This window comes from Bacillus sp. AFS018417 (assembly GCF_002560985.1).
Taxonomy (GTDB): domain Bacteria; phylum Bacillota; class Bacilli; order Bacillales; family Bacillaceae_G; genus Bacillus_A; species Bacillus_A rhizoplanae.
On sequence record NZ_NTTM01000041.1, the window covers coordinates 71,913 to 92,181 of the forward strand.

Sequence of the window (20,269 nt, forward strand, 5' to 3'; positions counted from 1 at the left end):
AAGCTATATGCTTTCAATGGGCTTTTGTTGTTCGTATATAATATGAACCCCTTCGTTTACAACTTGAAGCGTTTCTACTACGCAATGACTGAAAATAGATTGCAGCCATACCTTCACTTCTTGAGCACTTCCTTTTTTCACATAACAAAGCACAGTTGGACCGGCACCGCTTAAAGAAACACCATATACATTCTCATGCTCTAATTCATGAAGTTTTTGTAATTCAGGAACAAGCTGCTTACGGTACGGTTCATGAAACATATCCTGTTTCATCATTTCTCCAGCAAGCACCCAATCCTCTTTACATAAAGCTGCTACAAGTACATTGGCAACACCACTGCCGCGAATGCCGTCCATATACGATAACTTACTCGGAAGCACGTCTCTTGAATGAACTGTTTTGAGTTCATATGAAGGAATAACTGCAACAAGTTCTACATCATGAATAGGCTGTGACAAAAATGCAATATCTTTTCCATCATACGTTCCTATTATAAGTCCACCATATAACGCAGCTCCAACATTATCGATATGTCCTTCTATTTCCGTTGCAATCAATAGCTTTTCTCTGCTAGATAAATGCAAATCACAGAGCTGATCGGCAAGTTCAATCCCAGCAATAATTGCCGAGGCACTGCTTCCAAGGCCTCTTGCTAATGGAATATCACTATCGAGATAGAGACTACAATATGGAAGCTCCTTATTATAACGAGCGGCTATTCCCCTAGCAGTCTCAATCAGTAAATTATTCTCATCTTCTGGAACACCTTGAAGAAGTGGTGTTTTGACCTTGCACTCCCATCTGTAATGCGAAAATACATCTACCGTTAAATATTTACTTACCGCAAGGCCAATTGAATCAAAGCCTGGCCCAAGATTTGCTGTACTGGCAGGCACACGAATTGTAAACATGGGAGCCGCCTTCATCGCAGGACAGCTCCTTGAATGTGTTCAAACACAACCTTTTCATCATTTGGCAAAACAAGCGGCTGAATTTTTTTCGTATCAATTGCAATATCAGGATCTTTTAAACCATTTCCTGTTAAAACAGCAACAATTTTACTTCCCTTTGTTATTTCTCCTGTTTGTACTTGCTTATAAATACCAGCAAGCGACGCACAAGAAGCAGGCTCTGCAAAAATCCCTTCATACTTAGCAAGCCATTCATATGCCTGAAGAATTTCTGCATCTGTTACCTCATCAATTTTTCCATTTGAATCACGGGCAGCTGCAACGGCTTTATCCCAGCTTGCAGGGTTACCGATGCGTATTGCAGTGGCAACTGTCTCAGGATCTTCAATTTTATATCCGCGTACAATCGCTGCCGCTCCTTCCGCTTCAAAGCCGCGCATTTCCGGTAAACCCGTACTATGCTTTTCGTTATACTCTGTAAACCCTTTCCAGTATGCTGTAATATTGCCCGCATTCCCAACTGGAATGGCTAAAATATCAGGCGCTTTTCCAAGTGCATCACAAATTTCAAATGCTGCTGTTTTTTGCCCTTCAATGCGATACGGATTCACTGAATTCACAAGTGTAATGAGCGATGAGTCGCTCAGCTTCCGCACCATTTGCAGAGCATGGTCAAAGTTCCCGTCAATACTAATAATCTCAGCTCCGTACATCACTGCCTGAGCCAACTTACCGTATGCAATTTTTCCGTTCGGAATCATAACAATACAAGATAAACCTGCGCGCGCTGCATAAGCAGCCGCAGACGCAGATGTATTTCCTGTTGAAGCACAAATAACCGTTTTGCTGCCAGCTTCCTTTGCCTTCGCTACTGCCATAACCATCCCGCGATCTTTAAAGGAACCAGTCGGGTTTGCCCCTTCTACTTTCGCATAAACAGAAACACCCCATTTTTCTGAAAGGTTTTCTAATAAAACAAGTGGTGTATTTCCTTCTGATAACGAAAGGGCCGGCGTCTGATTAGTAATCGGTAAATATTCTTTATAAGCAGCAAGTAGTCCGTTCCACATTAGCGAGCATCTCCTTCAATACGGTAATTCGCTTTCACGCAAGCCACTTCTTCATACGTTTCTAGCGTTTCTAAAATATACGCATAATCTGCAAGGGATGCGCGATGTGTAACGATGACAATCTCAGCCGCTCCTTTCTCTTGTAATGGCATTTGAATAATCTTTTCGAAGCTTACACCGCGTTCAGAGAACAGAGATGTAATTTTTGCAAACACACCTACCTCATCTTTCACATGAAGGCGTAGAAACTTCTTCACATAAATTTCGTCTTCCTCTTTTAACACTTTCTCATATTGCGGAGTCACAGCACTATTCCCTGTTACACCGAGGCGTACATTTTTCATAACCGCAACTAAGTCAGATACAACAGCTGTTGCTGTTGGTAAACTTCCTGCACCTGGTCCGTAAAACATTGTTTCTCCTACCGCTTCGCCGTATACATATACGGCATTATATTCATTTTGAACAGCTGCAAGCGGGTGCGCATTTGGCAGCAGTGTTGGTTCTACTGTCACCTCTAACTTCTCACCATCACGCTTCGCTACGCCGATTAACTTAATTGTATAGCCTAAGCTCTTACTATATGTAATATCCTCCTCCGTAATGGATGTAATCCCTTTTACATTCACATCATGAAGTTCTACATTTGTAGAAAAGCCTAGTGTCGCTAAGATCGTCATCTTTCGAGCCGCATCTAACCCTTCAACGTCCGATGTTGGATCTGCTTCTGCAAATCCCAGTTGCTGTGCTTCATTTAACACGTCTTCGTATGCTCTCCCTTCGTCAGACATTTTTGTCAAAATAAAATTCGTTGTTCCGTTCACAATCCCCATCATTTTCGTAATTCGATCAGAAGAAAGACCTTCCACAATGCTTCGCAAAATCGGAATACCGCCTGCTACACTTGCTTCATAAAACAAATCAGCTTGATTTTCTTTTGCCACAGTAAGAAGTTCTGCACCGTGAAGTGCCATTAAATCTTTATTTGCTGTTACAACGTGCTTTCCGTTTTGCAGCGCTTGTAAAATATATGCTTTCGCATCTTCTACACCGCCCATCACTTCAATAACAACGTCAACATCTGGGTTATTTATAATTTCATCTGGATTTCTCGTTAACAATGTAGGGGTTAATTGGACCTCACGTTCTTTTTCTATGTTTTGTACTAACACTTTTGCTACTTTGACAGGACAACCGATTTGATGCGCTAAACGATCTTGATGATCTTCAATAATACGCACCACACCGCTTCCTACAGTTCCAAGACCTAATAAGCCGACTCGAATTTCGTTCATAATATTGTCCACCCCTCTAAAAATTGTATTTAGGTGCCATTATATAAGGTAAAATTCAAAAAAACAATATATTTGGAACATTCCGAATAATAAAAGGCACTCCTTACAAAGAAAACGCTACCAAGTGTTGTATAGTTTCCTTTACAAAATATAAGGGGTTTCTTGATATACATAGTAATTTAGCCAATTTGAAAATAGTAGATTCCCATGGCTACGCCATTTTACCACTGGCTTTTCCAATGGATTGTCATGCCTAAAATAGTTTTTTGGAATAGCAATATCGAGCCCCTTTTGTTGATCACGCTCATATTCTTGCTTTAACGTCTCGCAGCTGTATTCACTATGGCCAAGAACAAAAATATGCTTTTCGTCTTTACTCATAACGAGATGAACACCAGCTTCTTCAGATGTCGCTAACATATCAAGTTCCTGCACTTTTTGAATATCAGATGCACGGACTTCTGTATGACGAGAATGCGGTGCAAAAAAGCTTTCATCAAAACCGCGTAACAATTTCACATGCTCCTGCTTCACTTCATGCTCAAACACACCAAACATCTTTTGCTGAAGCGGATGTTTCGGAACACCATAGTGATAATACAACCCCGCTTGTGCCCCCCAACAAACGTGAAGCGTCGATGTAACATGCTTCTTCGAATAGTCCATAATTTGCTTCAATTCTTCCCAATAATCTACCTCTTCAAAAGGAAGTGTTTCAACCGGAGCGCCTGTAATAATCAGTCCGTCAAATTTTTCCCCTTCAATATCCCGAAATGTTTTATAGAAGCTTGTTAAATGCTCCTGCGCCACATTTCTTGATGTATGAGATTCCATATGCAGTAAATGTACATCGAGCTGAAGCGGTGTATTTCCAATTAAACGAAGCAACTGCGTTTCAGTTTCTTGCTTTGTTGGCATTAAATTTAAAATAGCAATCTTCAAAGCACGGATATCTTGTGTTTCTGCTCGTTCTTTCGTCATCACGAAAATATTTTCATTTTGTAATACTTTACGAGCGGGTAAATCTTTAGCAATGATGATCGGCATACTGTTTTCCTCCAGAAAGGGCTTCTGCTAAATCAGCAATAATATCCGCCGCATCTTCAATACCAACCGATAACCGAATTAAATCAGGCGTTACACCGGCCAGATGCTGCTGCTCTTCAGTAAGCTGACGATGCGTCGTGCTTGCAGGATGAATCACACAAGTTCTTGCATCTGCCACGTGCGTCACCAATGCTGCGAGCTTCACATTTGCAATAAACTGCTTAGCGGATTCAATACCGCCTTTTACTCCAAACGTTAAAACACCGCTCGCACCTTTCGGTAAATATTTTTGTGCCAATGCATAATTTTCATTACCTTGAAGTCCTGGATAATTGACCCACTCAACGCGTTCATGCTGAGATAGCCACTGTGCAACAGCTAGTGCATTTTGACTATGACGCTCCATACGAAGATGCAATGTTTCTAAGCCAATATTGCTTACATACGCATTGAATGGACTCATACAATTTCCATAGTCTCTTAATAACTGTACACGAGCTTTCACAATGTATGCCGCCTGCCCAAATCTTTGGACGTAACTCACACCATGATAACTTGGATCTGGTTCAACAAATTCAGGAAACTTGCTCCAATCGAAATTACCGCCATCAATGACAATACCGCCAAGTGAACTTGCATGACCATCAATATATTTCGTTGTAGAATGAACGACAATGTTTGCACCATGTTCAAATGCATGACATAAATACGGCGTCGCTAACGTATTGTCGACGATAAATGGCACCTCAAGCTCTTTTGCTGCATCAGAAAGCTCTTTAAAATTAAGAACATTCATCGCTGGATTTCCAAGCGATTCTGCATACACAAGCTTTGTTTTCTCATTTGCGAGAGCAACAATTTCATCAGCGGCTAAATTTGGATTAAAGAAGGTAACCTCAATGCCAAGTTTCCGTAGACTAACTGCAAATAGATTAAATGTACCGCCGTATACTGTTGATGAGCAAAGTAGGTGATCGCCGCTGCCGCAAATATTTAATACCGCTAACATAATTGCAGCTTGCCCAGATGCAGTTGCAACCGCACCAACTCCGCCTTCTAACTCCGTCAGTTTCTGCTCAAACGCCGCAAGCGTTGGGTTACCAATACGGGTATAAATATAACCTTCTGCCTCTAAATTAAAAAGAGCTGCTAAATCGTCAGATGTATCGTATTTATACGTCGTACTTTGATAAAGCGGCAAAACACGCGGTTCACCATTTTTCGGCGTATAACCACCTTGTACACAAATTGTGCCTTTTCCCCTTGTATCACTCATTCCTCAATCCCCTTTCTTTCTTAACATAAAAAAAACTGCTTCTTTCCTAAATAAGAAAGAAGCAGCTTAGATAAACGCTCGACATGTCGCCTTTCTTATCGTTCAGGAAATACCTGCAGGATTTGGCACAATTCCGTTTTACGGCTGTTGCCAAGGTTTCGTAGGGCCCGGTCCCTCCACCTATTCTTGATAAGACTTATGCAATTACCGTTGATTTTATAGCAAATATTTCCTAGTGTCAATTATTTTTCTGAATCTTTGTAAAAATAACAACAATCCGTTTGTTCATTCTCAAACTTTAAATTATATTAAAAAAACATTGATATTCTATACTAAAAACAAAAAAAACGTTTCAAAAACTTTACTTACTATGTAAAATTAAAGAGTTATACTTAATTTTAGCAAGCATCAAAATATATGTATAAACATGATTAAAATTATGACTAGTTCAGGGTTTCATACAATAATGATGCTGCTTTTTGTAATATACTTTGAATAAGTAGCTCTTTAAAAAAGATAATATCCATATTGAATGAGTTATCCAATTATTTTCGTATCAGAATCTCTAACTTTTTCATAATAGGATGTAACATAAAGGAGGCATAAAAAATGGCTACTAGGAGAAACATGCACTATTTACTCATCATGTACGGTATATTTCTAGGTACTATAGTTGGTGCTATAGTCTGGTTATTTTTAGTTATCACAAATGTTGGAATCCAGTTTATTTGGGAATATTTACCTAAAGAATTAGGATCACCCTCTTATTACACAATTTGTGTAACAGTAATTGGTGGTGTTCTTGTCGGACTGACACAGAAGTATTTCGGTACATATCCTCGTTTAATGCCAGAGACCATGGCTGAATATCAGAAAACAGGTAGAATCGAGTACCATTTTGTGCATAAGGCTACGTTAACAGCTATTATTGTTTTAGTATTTGGCGCAAGCTTAGGACCGGAAGCAGCACTTGTTGGGATTATAGGTGGGCTTTGTACGTGGGTTGGTGATCGCTTTAAATTTACTTTAAAAGGAATGCACGAACTAACAGAATTTGGGATTGGCGCTGCTTTAAGTGTTATTTTTAATGCACCACTATTCGGTTATTTAGCTCCAAGAGAACATGAGGATACACAACTCACTGAAAATTTTAAAGGGAAAAAGACTATTGTATATCTCGCTACTACTTTTGCTGGTTTTACTGTTTATTTATTTCTCAGTCAGTTCGATAATCGAGGATCCTTTATTGTTAATTTCGGAGAAGGATCTTTTGCACTCCATGAATGGATTGCCTTTCTCCCTCTTATTTTTATAGGTGTTGGGGTAGGATACTGTTATTTCCAATTCGAACATATATTAGAAAAAATAGTACATCCTTTTCAAGAATATAAGCTAACATTAGCGATTATAGGTGGTATCCTTTTAGGGATTGCAGGAACTATACTTCCGTATACACTGTTTTCAGGAGAACACCAATTAAAAGACTTAGTAAATGAATGGACAGGAATATCATTTGGGATACTGGCTCTTTCAGGGATTTTAAAGTTGTGTATAACCGCGGTTTGTTTAACTACAGGTTGGCGTGGCGGACATATTTTTCCAATTGTATTTTCTGGTGCAAGTATTGGCTATGCTATAGCAACTGTCATACCGTCATTAGATCCAGTTGCTTGTGTAGCTATTGTAACGACAGCCATTTCAAGCTATGCAGTACGAAAACCAATCGCTATGACATTATTATTACTCATGTTCTTCCCAATTAATTTATTGTTACCAATGATTGGAGCTGCAATGATCGGTAATGTATTTCCACTTCCGAATCATAATAAGAATGAACAAGAAGAACTAGTACAAGAATAAAATAGTAAAATAAAGCGAAACTCCCAGCAGTGGGAGTTTTTCTTCATCTCTCGATAATAAAAAATCCACTCAAAAGCAGCGGGATAAAGTGAAACTTTAATCAGTGGGGGTTTTCTTCATCCCCCACTGATTATTAGTTGAACCAATCGGGCTTTTACGGGCAGTTTATCTCTCACCTATCTTCTTTGCTTTCACCGAATTTTGAGGTGGGAGTATTACTGCCCACGAATAGCGGGATAAAAAAACAGTACCAGCACTTTTATAGTGTTGGTACTGCTCTATTAAATAGCGTTTGTTTTGTTAATTAGAACGCACTTGCTACTTTAACAGCTTTTTCAAGACCTGCTGCAATAATTTCTTCTGCTGTTAAATCAAATCCTCTACCAGCCTTAAATGTGTCGTTAATCATATCTACTCCTACATACAATATTTTCATTTCTCATTGTATCAAATTCAGTCTCTTCTAAAACATGCAAGTAACTTTTTCACTTTGTAGTTATTCATAACATTGATATAATGGATAAAAATGTAGTTTTCATTATATTACTTGAGGGGGCTTTCACAATGACATTAAACAAAGCACTTACAATTGCTGGATCTGATACAAGCGGCGGCGCTGGTATGCAAGCAGACTTAAAAACATTCCAAGAGCTTGGGGTATACGGTATGACAGCTCTTACAACAATCGTAACAATGGATCCACATAACGGTTGGGCACATAATGTGTTCCCAATTCCAGCGTCTACATTGAAACCACAATTAGAAACGACAATTGAAGGCGTTGGCGTTGATGCATTAAAAACAGGTATGCTTGGATCTGTTGAAATTATTGAACTTGTTGCTGAAACAATTGAGAAACATAATCTACAAAACGTAGTAGTAGACCCTGTTATGGTATGTAAAGGGGCAGACGAGGCGCTTCACCCGGAAACGAACGAATGCTTACGCGATGTGCTTGTTCCAAAAGCATTGATTGTAACACCAAATTTATTTGAAGCGTATCAACTAAGCGGTGTAAAAATTAACTCACTTGAAGATATGAAGCAAGCTGCTGAAAAAATCCATGCTTTAGGTACAAAATATGTACTTATTAAAGGCGGCAGCAAGCTAGGAACAGAAAAAGCAATCGATTTATTATACGATGGAGAAACATTTGAAATTTTAGAATCTGAAAAAATTGAAACAACATACACACACGGTGCAGGTTGTACATATGCTGCTGCAATTACAGCAGAGTTAGCAAAAGGAAAATCTGTAAAAGAAGCTGTGCAAGTAGCAAAAGAGTTTATTACAGCTGCAATTCACCACTCATTCAAACTAAACGAATATGTGGGTCCAACTCATCACGGTGCATATCGTAAATTTGGAGCTGGAAAAGAGCTTGTATAAAGTGAAAATTCAATCAATGGTAGGGGTCTTACTGCCCGCGAATAGCGGGATTAAAATTTAAAAATAAAGTCGTCCATACGTGACGACTTTATTTTTCATGAAACAGCACTCACTTGATTTCTTCTATTTCGTTGGAAGAGTATAATGCATCATCTGCAAGTTGAATAAATTGCTGCAGTGAGTCTACATAGATTGAAGCACCTACCGAATAATTCGTTAACAATAAACGTACAATTAAAATAATGATGAAAGCTAATATAACAAAAAGATAGCGTAAATCTAGCATCACATCCTCAATATGGACACCAAACTTCATAAGCAGAACACCTAAAGTTCCCATTACAATACCAACAAAAATAAAAGAAAGGATAATAGTTGTATTAACAACTAGATTATCTAGCATAAAAATATACCTGGTCTTTTTACAACTTGAAGATTCACATGAAAGTTCCATCCCTATCCATTTTGTACCCCTTTTCCTATTTATTTTTGTATATTATCCCCCTACAATTCCCAAACTTTTCTTTATATGTTTCACGTGAAACTTTGAAACATAAAAAAAGAGCGAGATATCGCCCTTTTTTACTATATTCTCTCTAACAGCATCTCGAAATTTTACCGCCCTTCGCATTAAATCTTGCTTCTTGCGCTTCGGCAAAAAATTGTTTTCGAGATAATATCATTTCATTTGGATGTTGTTGTTTCATATGAGCAACATACTTCTCATAGCTAGGTACACCAACAAGCAAACTAATAAATTGTTTTCGGTATCTCCACATGCTTATCATTGTTTTAAGCATAGTGCTGTGCCTCGCTTTCATCGCGTGGAACATACGCCGCTTCTTTTAATGGAGTTGCTTTATTGTTCAATACTTGTATCCATATTCTAATAGACGATATCAGTACCGCGATTACAACAAGCATGAAAATTCCACAAAGCGTCGCATCAATATAATCATTAAAAATAATTTGTTTCATTTGTGCTACGTTTTTCGCCGGTGCTAATAGTTTCCCTTTATCTAGTGCACTTTGGAACACTTTTGCATGAGAGAGGAATCCAATTTTCGGATTTTCATGAAATAACTTTTGATAGCCAGCTGTCATTGTAACAATCAGTAACCACGTTGTCGGAATGAGTGTCACCCAAACATATGCCTTTTTTCCCATTTTAAACAAAACAGTCGTTCCAAGTAATAATGCAATCCCAGCTAACATTTGATTTGCGATTCCAAAGAGCGGCCATAGCGTATTGATACCACCAAGCGGATCAATTACCCCTTGATATAAGAAATATCCCCATCCTAGAACACACAGCGTTGTTGCAACAATATTGGAAAGCATAGAATCTGTTTTTGCAAATGGTTTATAAACGTGCCCTAAAATGTCTTGAATCATAAACCGACCAACACGTGTTCCTGCATCAATCGTTGTTAAAATGAAGAGCGCTTCAAATAAAATTGCAAAGTGATACCAAAATGCCATTAATGCTTTTCCGCCAATTACTTGAGAGAAAATATGAGCCATCCCAATCGCGAACGTCGGTGCCCCACCTGTACGAGATAATATCGTTTGTTCTCCGACGTTTACAGCCAATTCTTTCAGCTCATTTGGCGTCACAGTAAACCCCCAAGAACTAATTACTTGTGCTGCCTGTGTTACATCCGTTCCAATGACTGCCGGAGGGCTATTAATTGCAAAGTATGTACCTGGCGTTAGTACACAAGCTGCAATCATTGCCATCGCTGCAACAAATGATTCCATAAGCATAGCACCGTAACCAATTGGCTGTGCATGTCCTTCCCTTTCTATCATTTTCGGGGTCGTACCAGAAGAAACAAGCGCATGGAAGCCAGATACAGCTCCGCAAGCAATTGTAATAAATAAGAATGGGAATAAATTCCCTGCAAATACTGGGCCCGTTCCATCAATAAATTGTGAAACTGCCGGCATTTGTAAATCTGGTGCAACAATCACGATACCGAGCGCTAAACCAACAATTGTTCCAATCTTTAAAAACGTACTTAAATAATCACGCGGTGCAAGTAATAACCAAACAGGCAATGCAGAAGCAATAAATCCATAAATAATAAGCATAATTGCAATTGTTTCACCTTTGAATGTAAACATCGTAGCAAGCGTTGGGTTTTCTGCTACATACTGACCCGCTACAAGCGACAAAAGAAGTAAAATAATACCGATAACTGAGCCTTCTCCAACACGGCCTGGACGAATGTAACGCATATATACACCCATTAAAATTGCAATTGGAATTGTTGCTGCAATCGTAAACATTCCCCACGGGCTTCCTACGAGCGCTTTCACCACAACAAGAGCTAATACCGCTAATAAAATAATCATAATTCCCAAAATACCGATCATCGCAATAAAACCTGTTACTGGACCAATCTCTTCTTTAATCATTTCACCAAGCGACTTCCCGTTGCGACGCATAGACGCGAACAAAATCACAAAATCTTGTACAGCTCCGGCTAACACAACTCCAACAATAATCCAAAGCGTTCCTGGTAAATATCCCATCTGTGCAGCTAAGATTGGACCAACTAGCGGTCCAGCCCCAGCAATTGCCGCAAAGTGGTGCCCAAATAAAACCCATTTATTTGTCGGAACATAATCTTTCCCATCATTCAAAAGCTCTGCCGGTGTTTTTCGATTATCGTCCAATTCAAAAACTTTTCTGGAGATAAATCTACTATAAAAGCGATATGCAACAGCATATACGGAAACAGCGGCAACCAACAACCAAACTGCATTAATCGTTTCACCGCGAGATAACGCTAAAACAGCAAATCCTGCTGCTCCTAAAGCCGTAATCACACCCCAAAGTAAAATAGATTTCCATGCTTTCAACAAAAATCCCCCCTAATGTTATGCCTTAGAGGGAATTGTACTAAATTTTCAGAATAGTTAAATATAATATTCCTTATGATGAATGTTTCCTATTTTAACATGTTTAAATTCGTCCACGACTTGTTACAACTCAATTTTATTTCGAAGCCGTTTTACATAATTTCGACTAACAGGTATCGGCTGGTTATCATACCTTTCCAGATATAAGTTATACGTTCCGTTATAATAAGGCTTTAATTCTCGCACATATATAACGTTAATAAGATAACTTTTATGAACACGTAAAAAATCGTATACCGCTAACTTACCTTCTAATTCTTGCAATGTATACGTTGAGATATATTGATTATTGATTGTATAAATTGAAACTGTTTTATTTTCTTTATTTTTACTTATATATACAATATCGTCTGGAAGAATATATGTAATTCCTTCATGACATTCAATCGGGAGCTTTTGCAATCGATTCCTCTCTCGTGTTACTCTTTCTTGCTCAATACTATGCAATAAAAACTGCAAGTCTTCCTGCTTAAATGGTTGCAATAAATAGTAAAAAGCGTGAAAACGAAATGATATAATTGCATCTTTCATGTCGTTTCCTGTAAATATAAACTTTGTATGTAATGTTAATTGGCGCAACAAGCCTGCGACTTCAAAACCCGTTGCATCTGGTAATTGTGTATCTAAAAAAATAAAATCTGGCGTATACTTTTTCGCTATCTGTAGTGATTCCATTCCTGTTTTCGCTTCAAAACATTCCAAATTCTTTACATGTTCTTTGAAAAAATCTATTAATTGTCCTCTGTTTTCTTCTCGTTCATTTACGATTAAAATTTTCATGTCTGCCCAACCACCTAATCCTTTTGTCCATACGCCTTGTTGTATACATTCGCTTTTTTCGAAATAATCCCTTTTTATAAACCATTTTTCTATCAAATATACCATGTTTTTGTCAGAAAACAATGAAAAGGAAGCTTTACATAGCTTCCTTTTCATTATATTAATTCTTGTTGTTTTGTTTCTTTTCCAAGCACAAGTACAGCAAGAGCACCAATTACAATAGCTGTACAAAAGACCGTAAAGATAACAGAAAGAGAAACATGCGTGGCTACGAGATAACCAACTAATAATGGTCCTAAAATACCACCGATGCGGCCAAATGCCGCTGCCATCCCAGCTCCTGTACCACGAATAACTGTTGGATACTGCTCTGGCGTATACGCATATAACGCTCCCCAAGCTCCTAAATTAAAGAAAGATAGCAACATACCTGCGATCATTAACGTGAGAAGTGAATCTGCTTCCCCGAAGAAATATGCGCTGCATGCCGTTCCAAGTAAGTATGTGATCAACACAAACTTCCGGCCAAAACGTTCAATAAACCAAGCAGCTGTAAAATAACCCGGAAGCTGCGCAAGTGTCATAATTAACACATATTGAAAGCTTTTAATTAAACTAAACCCTTTTAATACTAGTACACTTGGAAGCCAAAGGAACATTCCATAATAAGAAAATACAACACAAAACCATAAAATCCAGAGCATAGCAGTCGCTCTTCTGTAATCCCCAGACCAAACTGCCTTTATATTTGCAAATACAGATTGTTTTTGAGGTGCTTTTTGAAATTGTGGTGAATCTGGTAAACTCCAGCGTAAATATAGTGCATAAAAAGCTGGAATTGCACTTAAAACCATCGCTGTTTGCCAACCATATGTCGGAATAACAAAATATGAAATGAGAGCAGCAATTAACCACCCACCAGCCCAAAAGCTTTCTAATAAAACAACAATTTTACCACGTTCATGTGCGGCAACACTTTCAGATACAAGTGTTGATGCAACAGGTAATTCTCCTCCAAGTCCCATTCCAATAAGAAAACGAAGTATAAGAAATACAGTTAATGTTGTTGATAAAGCTGTTAAACCGCTACCAACAGAAAATAATAATAATGTAATAATAAAAACGGGTTTACGACCGATTTTATCTGCTAATATCCCAAATATAAGTGCTCCAACTGCCATTCCAATGGAGTTAATACTACCAATCCACCCCATCTGCTGTGCACTAAGCTGCCATTCTTTCTGTAAAGCAGCAATAATAAACGAAAGAATCCCAACATCCATTGCATCAAATAGCCAACCAAGCCCAGCAATTCCGAGAAGCTTTCGATTCGAGATTTCTGTAACTTTCCCCACTAGAGGTCCTCCTTACAAAGCTGTCTTTACACTTCATTTTACATATGTATATTACATAAGTAAAATACTTTTTTAATTACGTACTAAAGAAGACAAACTACCTACATAAACCTTATCTTTCCCATGAAAAAACACCTCATACATAGGTATTTTTTCATGGGGAAAGTGCGTTACGTATACAGACTTGCATAGAAAAAAAGGTAGCAAAATATCGCTACCTTTTCGACCGAACCACTTCTTTTAAAAATTCAACTAATACAAGTTGACGACGCCAGCGCGTTGGATTGCTGCATAAACGATAAAACCATTCTAAATGAATAGCTTGAATCCATTTCGGGGCACGCTTTACTTCTCCTGCCCAAACATCAAAACTTCCCCCAACACCAACAGCTATCTTTGTATTTAAACGATGTTTATTCTGCTGAATAAAATTTTCCTGTCTTGGGAATCCAAGCGCAACAAGCAAAATATCTGGCTGCGCTTCTTGAATACGTGCAATAATTTCTTCTTCCTGCTCTTGTTTAAAATATCCATCTTGTGTACCTGCAATGGATAGCGCTTCATATCTTTCTGTTAAAGTTTGAGCAGCTTTTTCTACAACATGCGGCTTTGCTCCAAGTAAAAAGACAGATACCGATTTCTTCTCTTGTGATAATGTTTTAAATAAATCACTCATCAAATCAAAACCTGCTACACGCTCTTTTAACGGTGTACCTAGCATACCGCTTGCCTTTACTACGCCAATTCCATCCGGTGTAATAATATCTGCCTGAAGAAGCGTTTCATGGAATTTAGCATCTTTTTTTGCACACATCACAATTTCAGGGTTTGCCGTTACAACTTGGAATGTATTCTCTTGTTCCTTTTCTAGCTGCTGCAGCATATATCGAATCGTTTCTTCCATTGTCATCGTTGAGAAGGGCACGCCTAAAATATCAATTGTTTGCACTGCCATATTTAAAATCCTCTCTATTTCAAATATCTTTTCTATTTCTATAAGGTTCAACTAACCATCAGTGAACTCGCTTCTCACTAATGGTTAGTTGAACCAATCGGGCTTTTACGGGTAGTCTAACTTTCCTAATTTAGTATAATAGTTACTCCGATAAAAGCTTTTCATACGCTTTATGCGTATCTTCATACACCTTTCGTAAAGAAAAGTGAGAAGACGCATGCATATATAAACGCTCACCCATTTCCGCCAATTCACCATTCTTCCATTTTTCATATGCTTCCTCTAATGCATGAGCAAGAGCCGCAGCATCGCCAGTTGGAATGATCCAGCCATATGTCTCATCGACAATGAGCTTTGACATATCACCAACATCTGTAGCAATAGAAGTTAAACGTTGATTTGCCGCTTCTAATAAAACAAGTGAGAAACTTTCACTATGTGATGTAAGTAAGTTAATATGTGCCGATGCATATAATTCTTTTACATCTTGACGATGTCCTAAAAATAGTACTTTATCTTCTATTCCTTTTTGTTTTACCATTTCTTTTAGCTCATTCTCAATCGGACCATCGCCAAGTAACAATACTTTTATATTTGGAATCTCCGTATTTTGTAATGCCTCAAATAATATTTCATGCCCTTTAACAGGGTGAAGACGCGCTACTTGAATCGCTGTAAATACGTCTGCTTGTATACCGAATTGTTCCTCTAAGTTATAAGGCTTTGCTGGTGTAAGATCATATTCAATACCATTATAGATTGTACAAATTTTATCCTCTGGTACACCTAGTGTTACCGTATTTCTCTTAAAACGTTCTGTAATTGCAAAAAACAAATCAATCTTCTTAAACGAACGTAAATTTAACTTTGTAAAAATCCATCCTTTTAAACCACGTTTCATAAAATCCAGTGTCGGATCACTGTGAACTGTTGTGACCCATTTGGCACTTATCTTTCTTTTTAATAGAGAAAGATAAAAGTTTGCTCTTGCTCCATGTGTATGAACGATATCAAAACGTTCTTCATTAATAAAAGAACGTATTTTTGAGAGAATAGATATATCATAGCGAGATGATTGTGAAAAAACGTGTACCTTTATCCCTAACGCTCTCGCTTCGCTTGCAATTGGACCTTCTTCAAATACTGCTAATTCTACTTCATCTTTCGGAAATTGTGACAAAAGTGAAATAATATGCGTTTTTCCGCCACCTGTTTCTGCTCCAGCATTCATATGTAACACTTTCATCTTTTTCTTCCTCCGTTAATATATTTTTCCTTTGTTTTACTATAACAAAAAATAAAAGCTAACATAATGCTAGCTTTTATTTCCCCATCATTCTATTTCTAAATCTACGATTAAATATGCCAATAATACAGCAAAGTAAATACTTACCCCTGGTGCCGTTAATACGTGACCTGCTGTAAAAGCAATTCCTAATGCTAACAAAAGACCCGCAGCTAACAACGCATACTTAACTGTAAACATATCACGAAACCTTGTTATAAATACCATTAGGATTCTCAAACCATAATACACAAATGGAATCATAAGGAAAATGAAACCGATAATTCCAAATGTGTAAAACCAATCATGGAAATCTCTTTCAATTAATTTTGGGGCATCTTTAAAGTTACCACCATACCCCATACCAAGTAACTTCTGAGACATAGGCGCTTGTTTATAAAAGTCTTTATACATCTGTGTAAATAATTCACGTCCACTGAAAATGAGAGATTGTGTCTCAGCCTGTTTCTCTTCTTCTTTCTCTTTTTTAATATCCTCTGGTGTAACAGGTTTATTCTGTTGTTTTTTCTCCCGTTGTACTTTTTCAAAAACTTGAACATGAATACTTGTATTTTTATATATTGGCGAGAACGGAAAATACCCCAATACTCCTACAAATATAACTGTTGCAATCAAACCATTTAACAAATATGGCTTTTTATTATGCTCTTTCCGTTGTAAAAATGCTTGTATAAAGCACATAAAAATAGCAATAGCAACTGTACAGAAAATAGCTCCCGCTCCTACTTTTGTACCAACTGCAAATAATGAAAATATTATTAAAAGAGACGGAATCCAAAAATAGCTCTTTGCCAAGCTTGTTGTTTTTTCAATAGAATACAAAACAACAATTGGACATATTATTGCTAAAACCGATCCAAGTTCATTCCCTGCAAAAAACCAGCCACGTGAACCTTCTTTAAAATATTCATAACTATTAGAATCTGTTCCCGTTGCGATAGATACAACCATAACCACATTTATAATTAAAGCTGCATACGCTACATAATTTCTCATCTTTGTATGCATCGTTTCTTTCATTTTTAATGACTTAAATACTAGAATATAACAGCTTATCATGACAAATGGGTATAACGTCTTTGCGATAAACTTAATCTCTTCTCCTTGTAACATCGGATTCTTAATCATTTTATTATTTAAAAATCCTAATCCAAGGACAATTCCTAGTCCAAGTAAATATATAATATATTTTCGGTTTTCTCTAACACGGGCTTGCATGAGAATATAAATACCAGCAAGAGCCATAACAAAGAAACGCGATATCACTCCAACCGTTGCATCAATTTTGAGCACTAAAATACAAAATGATGTAAGCAAGTCTATAATTGGTTGTAATATAATAAAAATCAATAGAAAGCTCTCGAATTTATAACCTAAACTATTGTTATTTAACATCTTTGCCTCCGATAAATATTGTAAGTATCGTAACTCGTTCCAAATACTTATTATAGCATAAGTCCTCAATTGACTAAGTGGTATTTTAATTGAATACTAAAATCTTTAAAAACCTCATTTTTATCCCGCATTAACGGGCGGTAAGACCCCCACTGAGGGAAGTTTCACTTTATAATTTATTCACTCTCAAATAGCATTTTCAAACGCTTTCTTTCCTTATTCTTTCACTTTTTTTACATGTAGCGAAACAGTAATTGTTATTTTCATAACTTTAGTGTATATTCTTTCCTTGGAACATCTTTAGAAGGAAGGGATTGGAGCAATGTTTTTAATTGATGTATTTACATTTCTCGGTATTATCGCAGCTGCCATTTCTGGTACATTAGTAGGCTTGAAAAAAGAACTTGATTTATTTGGTGTCCTTTGTTTATCTGTAGCAACTGCACTTGGCGGCGGGATAATTCGCGATGTTATGATTGGAAACTTACCTCCAGTTGCATTTGTTCAACCCATTTACTTTTTCATTAGTATCTTAGCCGCATTATTTACTTGTATGTTTTTTGAAAGAATTCATAAATTACAAGTTGTTATTATGCTCTCAGACGCTGTTGGTTTAGGCGTATTTACTGCAATCGGTGCAAATGCAGCCATTACCCATCATATGACTGCTTCTTTCTTAGTTGTTTCTATGGGAGTAATTACAGGTATTGGCGGTGGAATTTTACGCGATATTTGTGCTCAAGATATCCCATATGTCTTTCGTAAAGAAATTTATGCAATTGCCTCCATTCTAGGTGCAATTAGCTTTCTTATTACGTATGAAATGGGATCACACGTATTAGCTTTCTATATTTGTTTACTTGTGACATTTACTATACGTGTTGTAACTTTTATCTATAATGTACATTTCCCAGTCTTTTTTAAGACACATGCAAAAATGAATAAAGGTCATTGATCTATTTTCATACAAAAGGGAATTCTCGGAAGAATTCTCTTTCTTTATGTTATTATAATCACTTAAATTAAATATAAGAATTTAAAGAAAATCTATAATAAATAAAATGCCAAACATTTTATAAGGTAAAACTTCTACCAACAAGGGATTTCGCCTTTAAATTTTGAGGTAGGGGCTTATTGTCTAGAGATAGCAGGATAAACATATACAGGAGGAACAATCATGCTAAGCATTTTTAAAGATGAAAAAAGAATCCTACTTAGAGGATTCTTTTATTTTTTAAAAAACAGCTTTTGACAATATTGATATACTATATATATCCCATAGCTTTGTAATATCAATAAACTAGGGACTAGTATGCCATCATATACAATACGCATATCCATAAATCTTGTAAATAAATAGCCTCCTGTAATGAATAGAAGCAGCATATAACTTTCATTTCCCGGTTTTTGAAATAGAAGATGTAACATAGCAATTGCTGCAAATATTGTAATCATTATATATATAAGGTACCCACCCTTTATAAGAGTGTTTTGTATTCCTTGTTTCTGAAATTTCCCTAAACTCATTTGAATAGAGGTAAACTGATCCATCTCTATTGCTTTCAACTTTTTATTTATAAAATCCACAGTATACTCTTTTTTCTCTTTCTTCTCTTGTTCTGTTGTTTTTTCATTTCCTCCTACTAATACAGATTGAACATACTGATCATTTGTAAATGTATATTGTAAACTATTTGATTTTGCCAACGCGTAACTTACTCCGTAATGGACACCATAAAATATAACGCATACACCTACTATTTTAAAAAGCATTTTTTTTCGTTCTGCACTTTGCAAAACTTCCACCACTACAAGGTACATAACAAGGACTATAATCAAAAATAAACCTAATGGACGAATCATATTACTAAAAGCAAATAAAGCAGCAGCCACTCCCCACATATACGAGTGACTTAAACCTTTATGTATAAGTAAGTAACATGCAAAATAAAATAAACATGTTGCTAAATGTTCATTCGTTAACACGGAACAAAGTACAATATTAGGAATATACAAAGCATACAACATAGCTGCAATTCGGCCGCATTCTTCATGAAATAGCGTAGAAGCAAGCTTGTAAATAAAAAAGGCTGTAGCCCCGCAATATAAGATATTACATATCTTTAATACAAACATTGCATCTCCAAAAAAACGAATAAAAAAGGATTCATACATAATAAAAGGTAATTGTACAAGATTTTCTAGTCCGCTAAAACTAGTATTCCCTTGCCCAATTTGCTTAGCGGCCTCATATATCACCTTCGCGTTACCTTCAAGTGGGGCTCCCATCGACACAATTGATAGAAAGCGAAGTACCACAGTAATTGAAATAAGAAAAATAATAAATTGTTTACTCGTAAATCGATATTGTAAAATAGATGTAGCCAGCAAAATTAAAATGATACAAACACCTAACACAATCACTAAACTAGAAGAGTTTATATCAAAAATATTGCTTACCTCTTCAAAAGAATACCAAAATGAATATAAAAAAAAGAGGAACATGAGTCCAACTACTATCTTGTTAAAAAAAGAATGAAAGCCTATCTGTACATTACTCATAATTCTATTGCATTGCACCTCTTTTTCTCTTTGTTAAAGGATATCTATTCCCTTTAACTTTATATTTTTAACAAGATGATTTTATCATGAATAAAAGGAGTGCTGGTAGCCTATTTCTATGACAAAGCTAGTAACATCA

General features: G+C 36.8%; 16 protein-coding genes, 1 pseudogene and 1 riboswitch. Of the genes and pseudogenes, 3 read left to right on the forward strand and 14 right to left on the reverse strand.

What is annotated here, in order from left to right; translation table 11 throughout:
- Positions 1 to 3: 3 nt before the first annotated feature.
- From thrB to CN326_RS16615, 5 genes are all read right to left on the reverse strand, one after another.
- The gene (thrB, locus tag CN326_RS16595) at positions 4 to 927 is read right to left on the reverse strand and encodes a homoserine kinase (protein WP_098310095.1); all 924 of its coding nucleotides are present in this window, start codon (positions 925 to 927) and stop codon (positions 4 to 6) included.
- Positions 924 to 1,982: a threonine synthase gene (gene thrC, locus CN326_RS16600; RefSeq protein WP_098310096.1), complete on the reverse strand. Its 1,059-nt coding sequence runs from the start codon at positions 1,980 to 1,982 to the stop codon at positions 924 to 926. Before thrC ends, thrB begins: the two co-directional genes overlap by 4 nt.
- Positions 1,982 to 3,277 carry a homoserine dehydrogenase gene (locus tag CN326_RS16605; RefSeq protein WP_098310097.1) on the reverse strand — a complete coding sequence of 432 codons (1,296 nt, stop codon included), beginning with the start codon at positions 3,275 to 3,277 and terminating at the stop codon, positions 1,982 to 1,984. Before CN326_RS16605 ends, thrC begins: the two co-directional genes overlap by 1 nt.
- A 141-nt stretch (positions 3,278 to 3,418) precedes the next feature.
- Positions 3,419 to 4,324, reverse strand: coding sequence for a homoserine O-acetyltransferase MetA (metA, locus tag CN326_RS16610; protein ID WP_098310098.1), 906 nt, complete (start codon positions 4,322 to 4,324; stop codon positions 3,419 to 3,421).
- Positions 4,305 to 5,600 carry a bifunctional O-acetylhomoserine aminocarboxypropyltransferase/cysteine synthase gene (locus CN326_RS16615; protein WP_098310099.1) on the reverse strand — a complete coding sequence of 432 codons (1,296 nt, stop codon included), beginning with the start codon at positions 5,598 to 5,600 and terminating at the stop codon, positions 4,305 to 4,307. The genes metA and CN326_RS16615 overlap by 20 nt, the downstream gene beginning before the upstream one ends.
- A 92-nt stretch (positions 5,601 to 5,692) precedes the next feature.
- Positions 5,693 to 5,796: riboswitch (SAM riboswitch) on the reverse strand.
- A gap of 413 nt (positions 5,797 to 6,209) precedes the next feature.
- Here CN326_RS16615 and CN326_RS16620 point away from each other — a divergent pair.
- Positions 6,210 to 7,460, forward strand: coding sequence for a chloride channel protein (locus tag CN326_RS16620; protein ID WP_098310100.1), 1,251 nt, complete (start codon positions 6,210 to 6,212; stop codon positions 7,458 to 7,460).
- A gap of 564 nt (positions 7,461 to 8,024) precedes the next feature.
- Positions 8,025 to 8,849, forward strand: coding sequence for a pyridoxine/pyridoxal/pyridoxamine kinase (gene pdxK / locus CN326_RS16625; RefSeq protein WP_098310101.1), 825 nt, complete (start codon positions 8,025 to 8,027; stop codon positions 8,847 to 8,849).
- A 190-nt stretch (positions 8,850 to 9,039) separates the two neighbouring features.
- Here pdxK and CN326_RS16630 read toward each other — a convergent pair.
- From CN326_RS16630 to CN326_RS16665, 8 genes and pseudogenes are all read right to left on the reverse strand, one after another.
- Positions 9,040 to 9,252, reverse strand: a pseudogene (locus CN326_RS16630) (GGDEF domain-containing protein); the annotation flags it as partial.
- Between the two features lie 193 nt (positions 9,253 to 9,445).
- Positions 9,446 to 9,649, reverse strand: coding sequence for a YbdD/YjiX family protein (locus tag CN326_RS16635; protein ID WP_098310102.1), 204 nt, complete (start codon positions 9,647 to 9,649; stop codon positions 9,446 to 9,448).
- A complete protein-coding gene (locus CN326_RS16640) occupies positions 9,642 to 11,717 on the reverse strand; it encodes a carbon starvation CstA family protein (RefSeq protein WP_098310103.1) in 2,076 nt (691 codons plus the stop codon). The genes CN326_RS16635 and CN326_RS16640 overlap by 8 nt, the downstream gene beginning before the upstream one ends.
- A 123-nt stretch (positions 11,718 to 11,840) precedes the next feature.
- Positions 11,841 to 12,557: a LytR/AlgR family response regulator transcription factor gene (locus CN326_RS16645; protein ID WP_098310165.1), complete on the reverse strand. Its 717-nt coding sequence runs from the start codon at positions 12,555 to 12,557 to the stop codon at positions 11,841 to 11,843.
- A 155-nt stretch (positions 12,558 to 12,712) separates the two neighbouring features.
- A complete protein-coding gene (locus CN326_RS16650; RefSeq protein ID WP_098310104.1) occupies positions 12,713 to 13,912 on the reverse strand; it encodes an MFS transporter in 1,200 nt (399 codons plus the stop codon).
- Positions 13,913 to 14,126: 214 nt separating this feature from the next.
- A complete protein-coding gene (locus CN326_RS16655) occupies positions 14,127 to 14,867 on the reverse strand; it encodes a WecB/TagA/CpsF family glycosyltransferase (RefSeq protein WP_098310105.1) in 741 nt (246 codons plus the stop codon).
- A 142-nt stretch (positions 14,868 to 15,009) separates the two neighbouring features.
- On the reverse strand, positions 15,010 to 16,113 hold the full coding sequence (locus tag CN326_RS16660) for a glycosyltransferase (RefSeq protein ID WP_098310106.1): 1,104 nt from the start codon (positions 16,111 to 16,113) through the stop codon (positions 15,010 to 15,012).
- An 87-nt stretch (positions 16,114 to 16,200) separates the two neighbouring features.
- Complete coding sequence (locus tag CN326_RS16665) at positions 16,201 to 17,568, reverse strand: O-antigen ligase family protein (protein ID WP_098310107.1); 1,368 nt, start codon at positions 17,566 to 17,568, stop codon at positions 16,201 to 16,203.
- Positions 17,569 to 17,890: 322 nt separating this feature from the next.
- Between CN326_RS16665 and CN326_RS16670 the strand changes: the two genes are divergently transcribed.
- Positions 17,891 to 18,523 carry a trimeric intracellular cation channel family protein gene (locus CN326_RS16670; protein ID WP_098310108.1) on the forward strand — a complete coding sequence of 211 codons (633 nt, stop codon included), beginning with the start codon at positions 17,891 to 17,893 and terminating at the stop codon, positions 18,521 to 18,523.
- A 272-nt stretch (positions 18,524 to 18,795) separates the two neighbouring features.
- Here the strand turns inward: CN326_RS16670 and CN326_RS16675 are convergent, their stop codons facing one another.
- Positions 18,796 to 20,073: a glycosyltransferase family 39 protein gene (locus CN326_RS16675; RefSeq protein ID WP_255258144.1), complete on the reverse strand. Its 1,278-nt coding sequence runs from the start codon at positions 20,071 to 20,073 to the stop codon at positions 18,796 to 18,798.
- Between the last annotated feature and the right edge of the window lie 196 nt (positions 20,074 to 20,269).

What these genes read in the sequence shown, in the direction of transcription:
- CN326_RS16660 (WP_098310106.1), bottom strand. Translation starts at nt 16,113, where the DNA reads ATGAAAGTGTTACATATGAATGCTGGAGCAGAAACAGGTGGCGGAAAA.
- CN326_RS16605 (WP_098310097.1), bottom strand. Translation starts at nt 3,277, where the DNA reads ATGAACGAAATTCGAGTCGGCTTATTAGGTCTTGGAACTGTAGGAAGC.
- metA (WP_098310098.1), bottom strand. Translation starts at nt 4,324, where the DNA reads ATGCCGATCATCATTGCTAAAGATTTACCCGCTCGTAAAGTATTACAA.
- CN326_RS16670 (WP_098310108.1), top strand. Translation starts at nt 17,891, where the DNA reads ATGTTTTTAATTGATGTATTTACATTTCTCGGTATTATCGCAGCTGCC.
- thrC (WP_098310096.1), bottom strand. Translation starts at nt 1,982, where the DNA reads ATGTGGAACGGACTACTTGCTGCTTATAAAGAATATTTACCGATTACT.
- CN326_RS16615 (WP_098310099.1), bottom strand. Translation starts at nt 5,600, where the DNA reads ATGAGTGATACAAGGGGAAAAGGCACAATTTGTGTACAAGGTGGTTAT.
- CN326_RS16620 (WP_098310100.1), top strand. Translation starts at nt 6,210, where the DNA reads ATGGCTACTAGGAGAAACATGCACTATTTACTCATCATGTACGGTATA.
- CN326_RS16635 (WP_098310102.1), bottom strand. Translation starts at nt 9,649, where the DNA reads ATGCTTAAAACAATGATAAGCATGTGGAGATACCGAAAACAATTTATT.
- CN326_RS16665 (WP_098310107.1), bottom strand. Translation starts at nt 17,568, where the DNA reads ATGTTAAATAACAATAGTTTAGGTTATAAATTCGAGAGCTTTCTATTG.
- pdxK (WP_098310101.1), top strand. Translation starts at nt 8,025, where the DNA reads ATGACATTAAACAAAGCACTTACAATTGCTGGATCTGATACAAGCGGC.
- CN326_RS16645 (WP_098310165.1), bottom strand. Translation starts at nt 12,557, where the DNA reads ATGAAAATTTTAATCGTAAATGAACGAGAAGAAAACAGAGGACAATTA.
- CN326_RS16675 (WP_255258144.1), bottom strand. Translation starts at nt 20,073, where the DNA reads ATGTTCCTCTTTTTTTTATATTCATTTTGGTATTCTTTTGAAGAGGTA.
- thrB (WP_098310095.1), bottom strand. Translation starts at nt 927, where the DNA reads ATGAAGGCGGCTCCCATGTTTACAATTCGTGTGCCTGCCAGTACAGCA.
- CN326_RS16655 (WP_098310105.1), bottom strand. Translation starts at nt 14,867, where the DNA reads ATGGCAGTGCAAACAATTGATATTTTAGGCGTGCCCTTCTCAACGATG.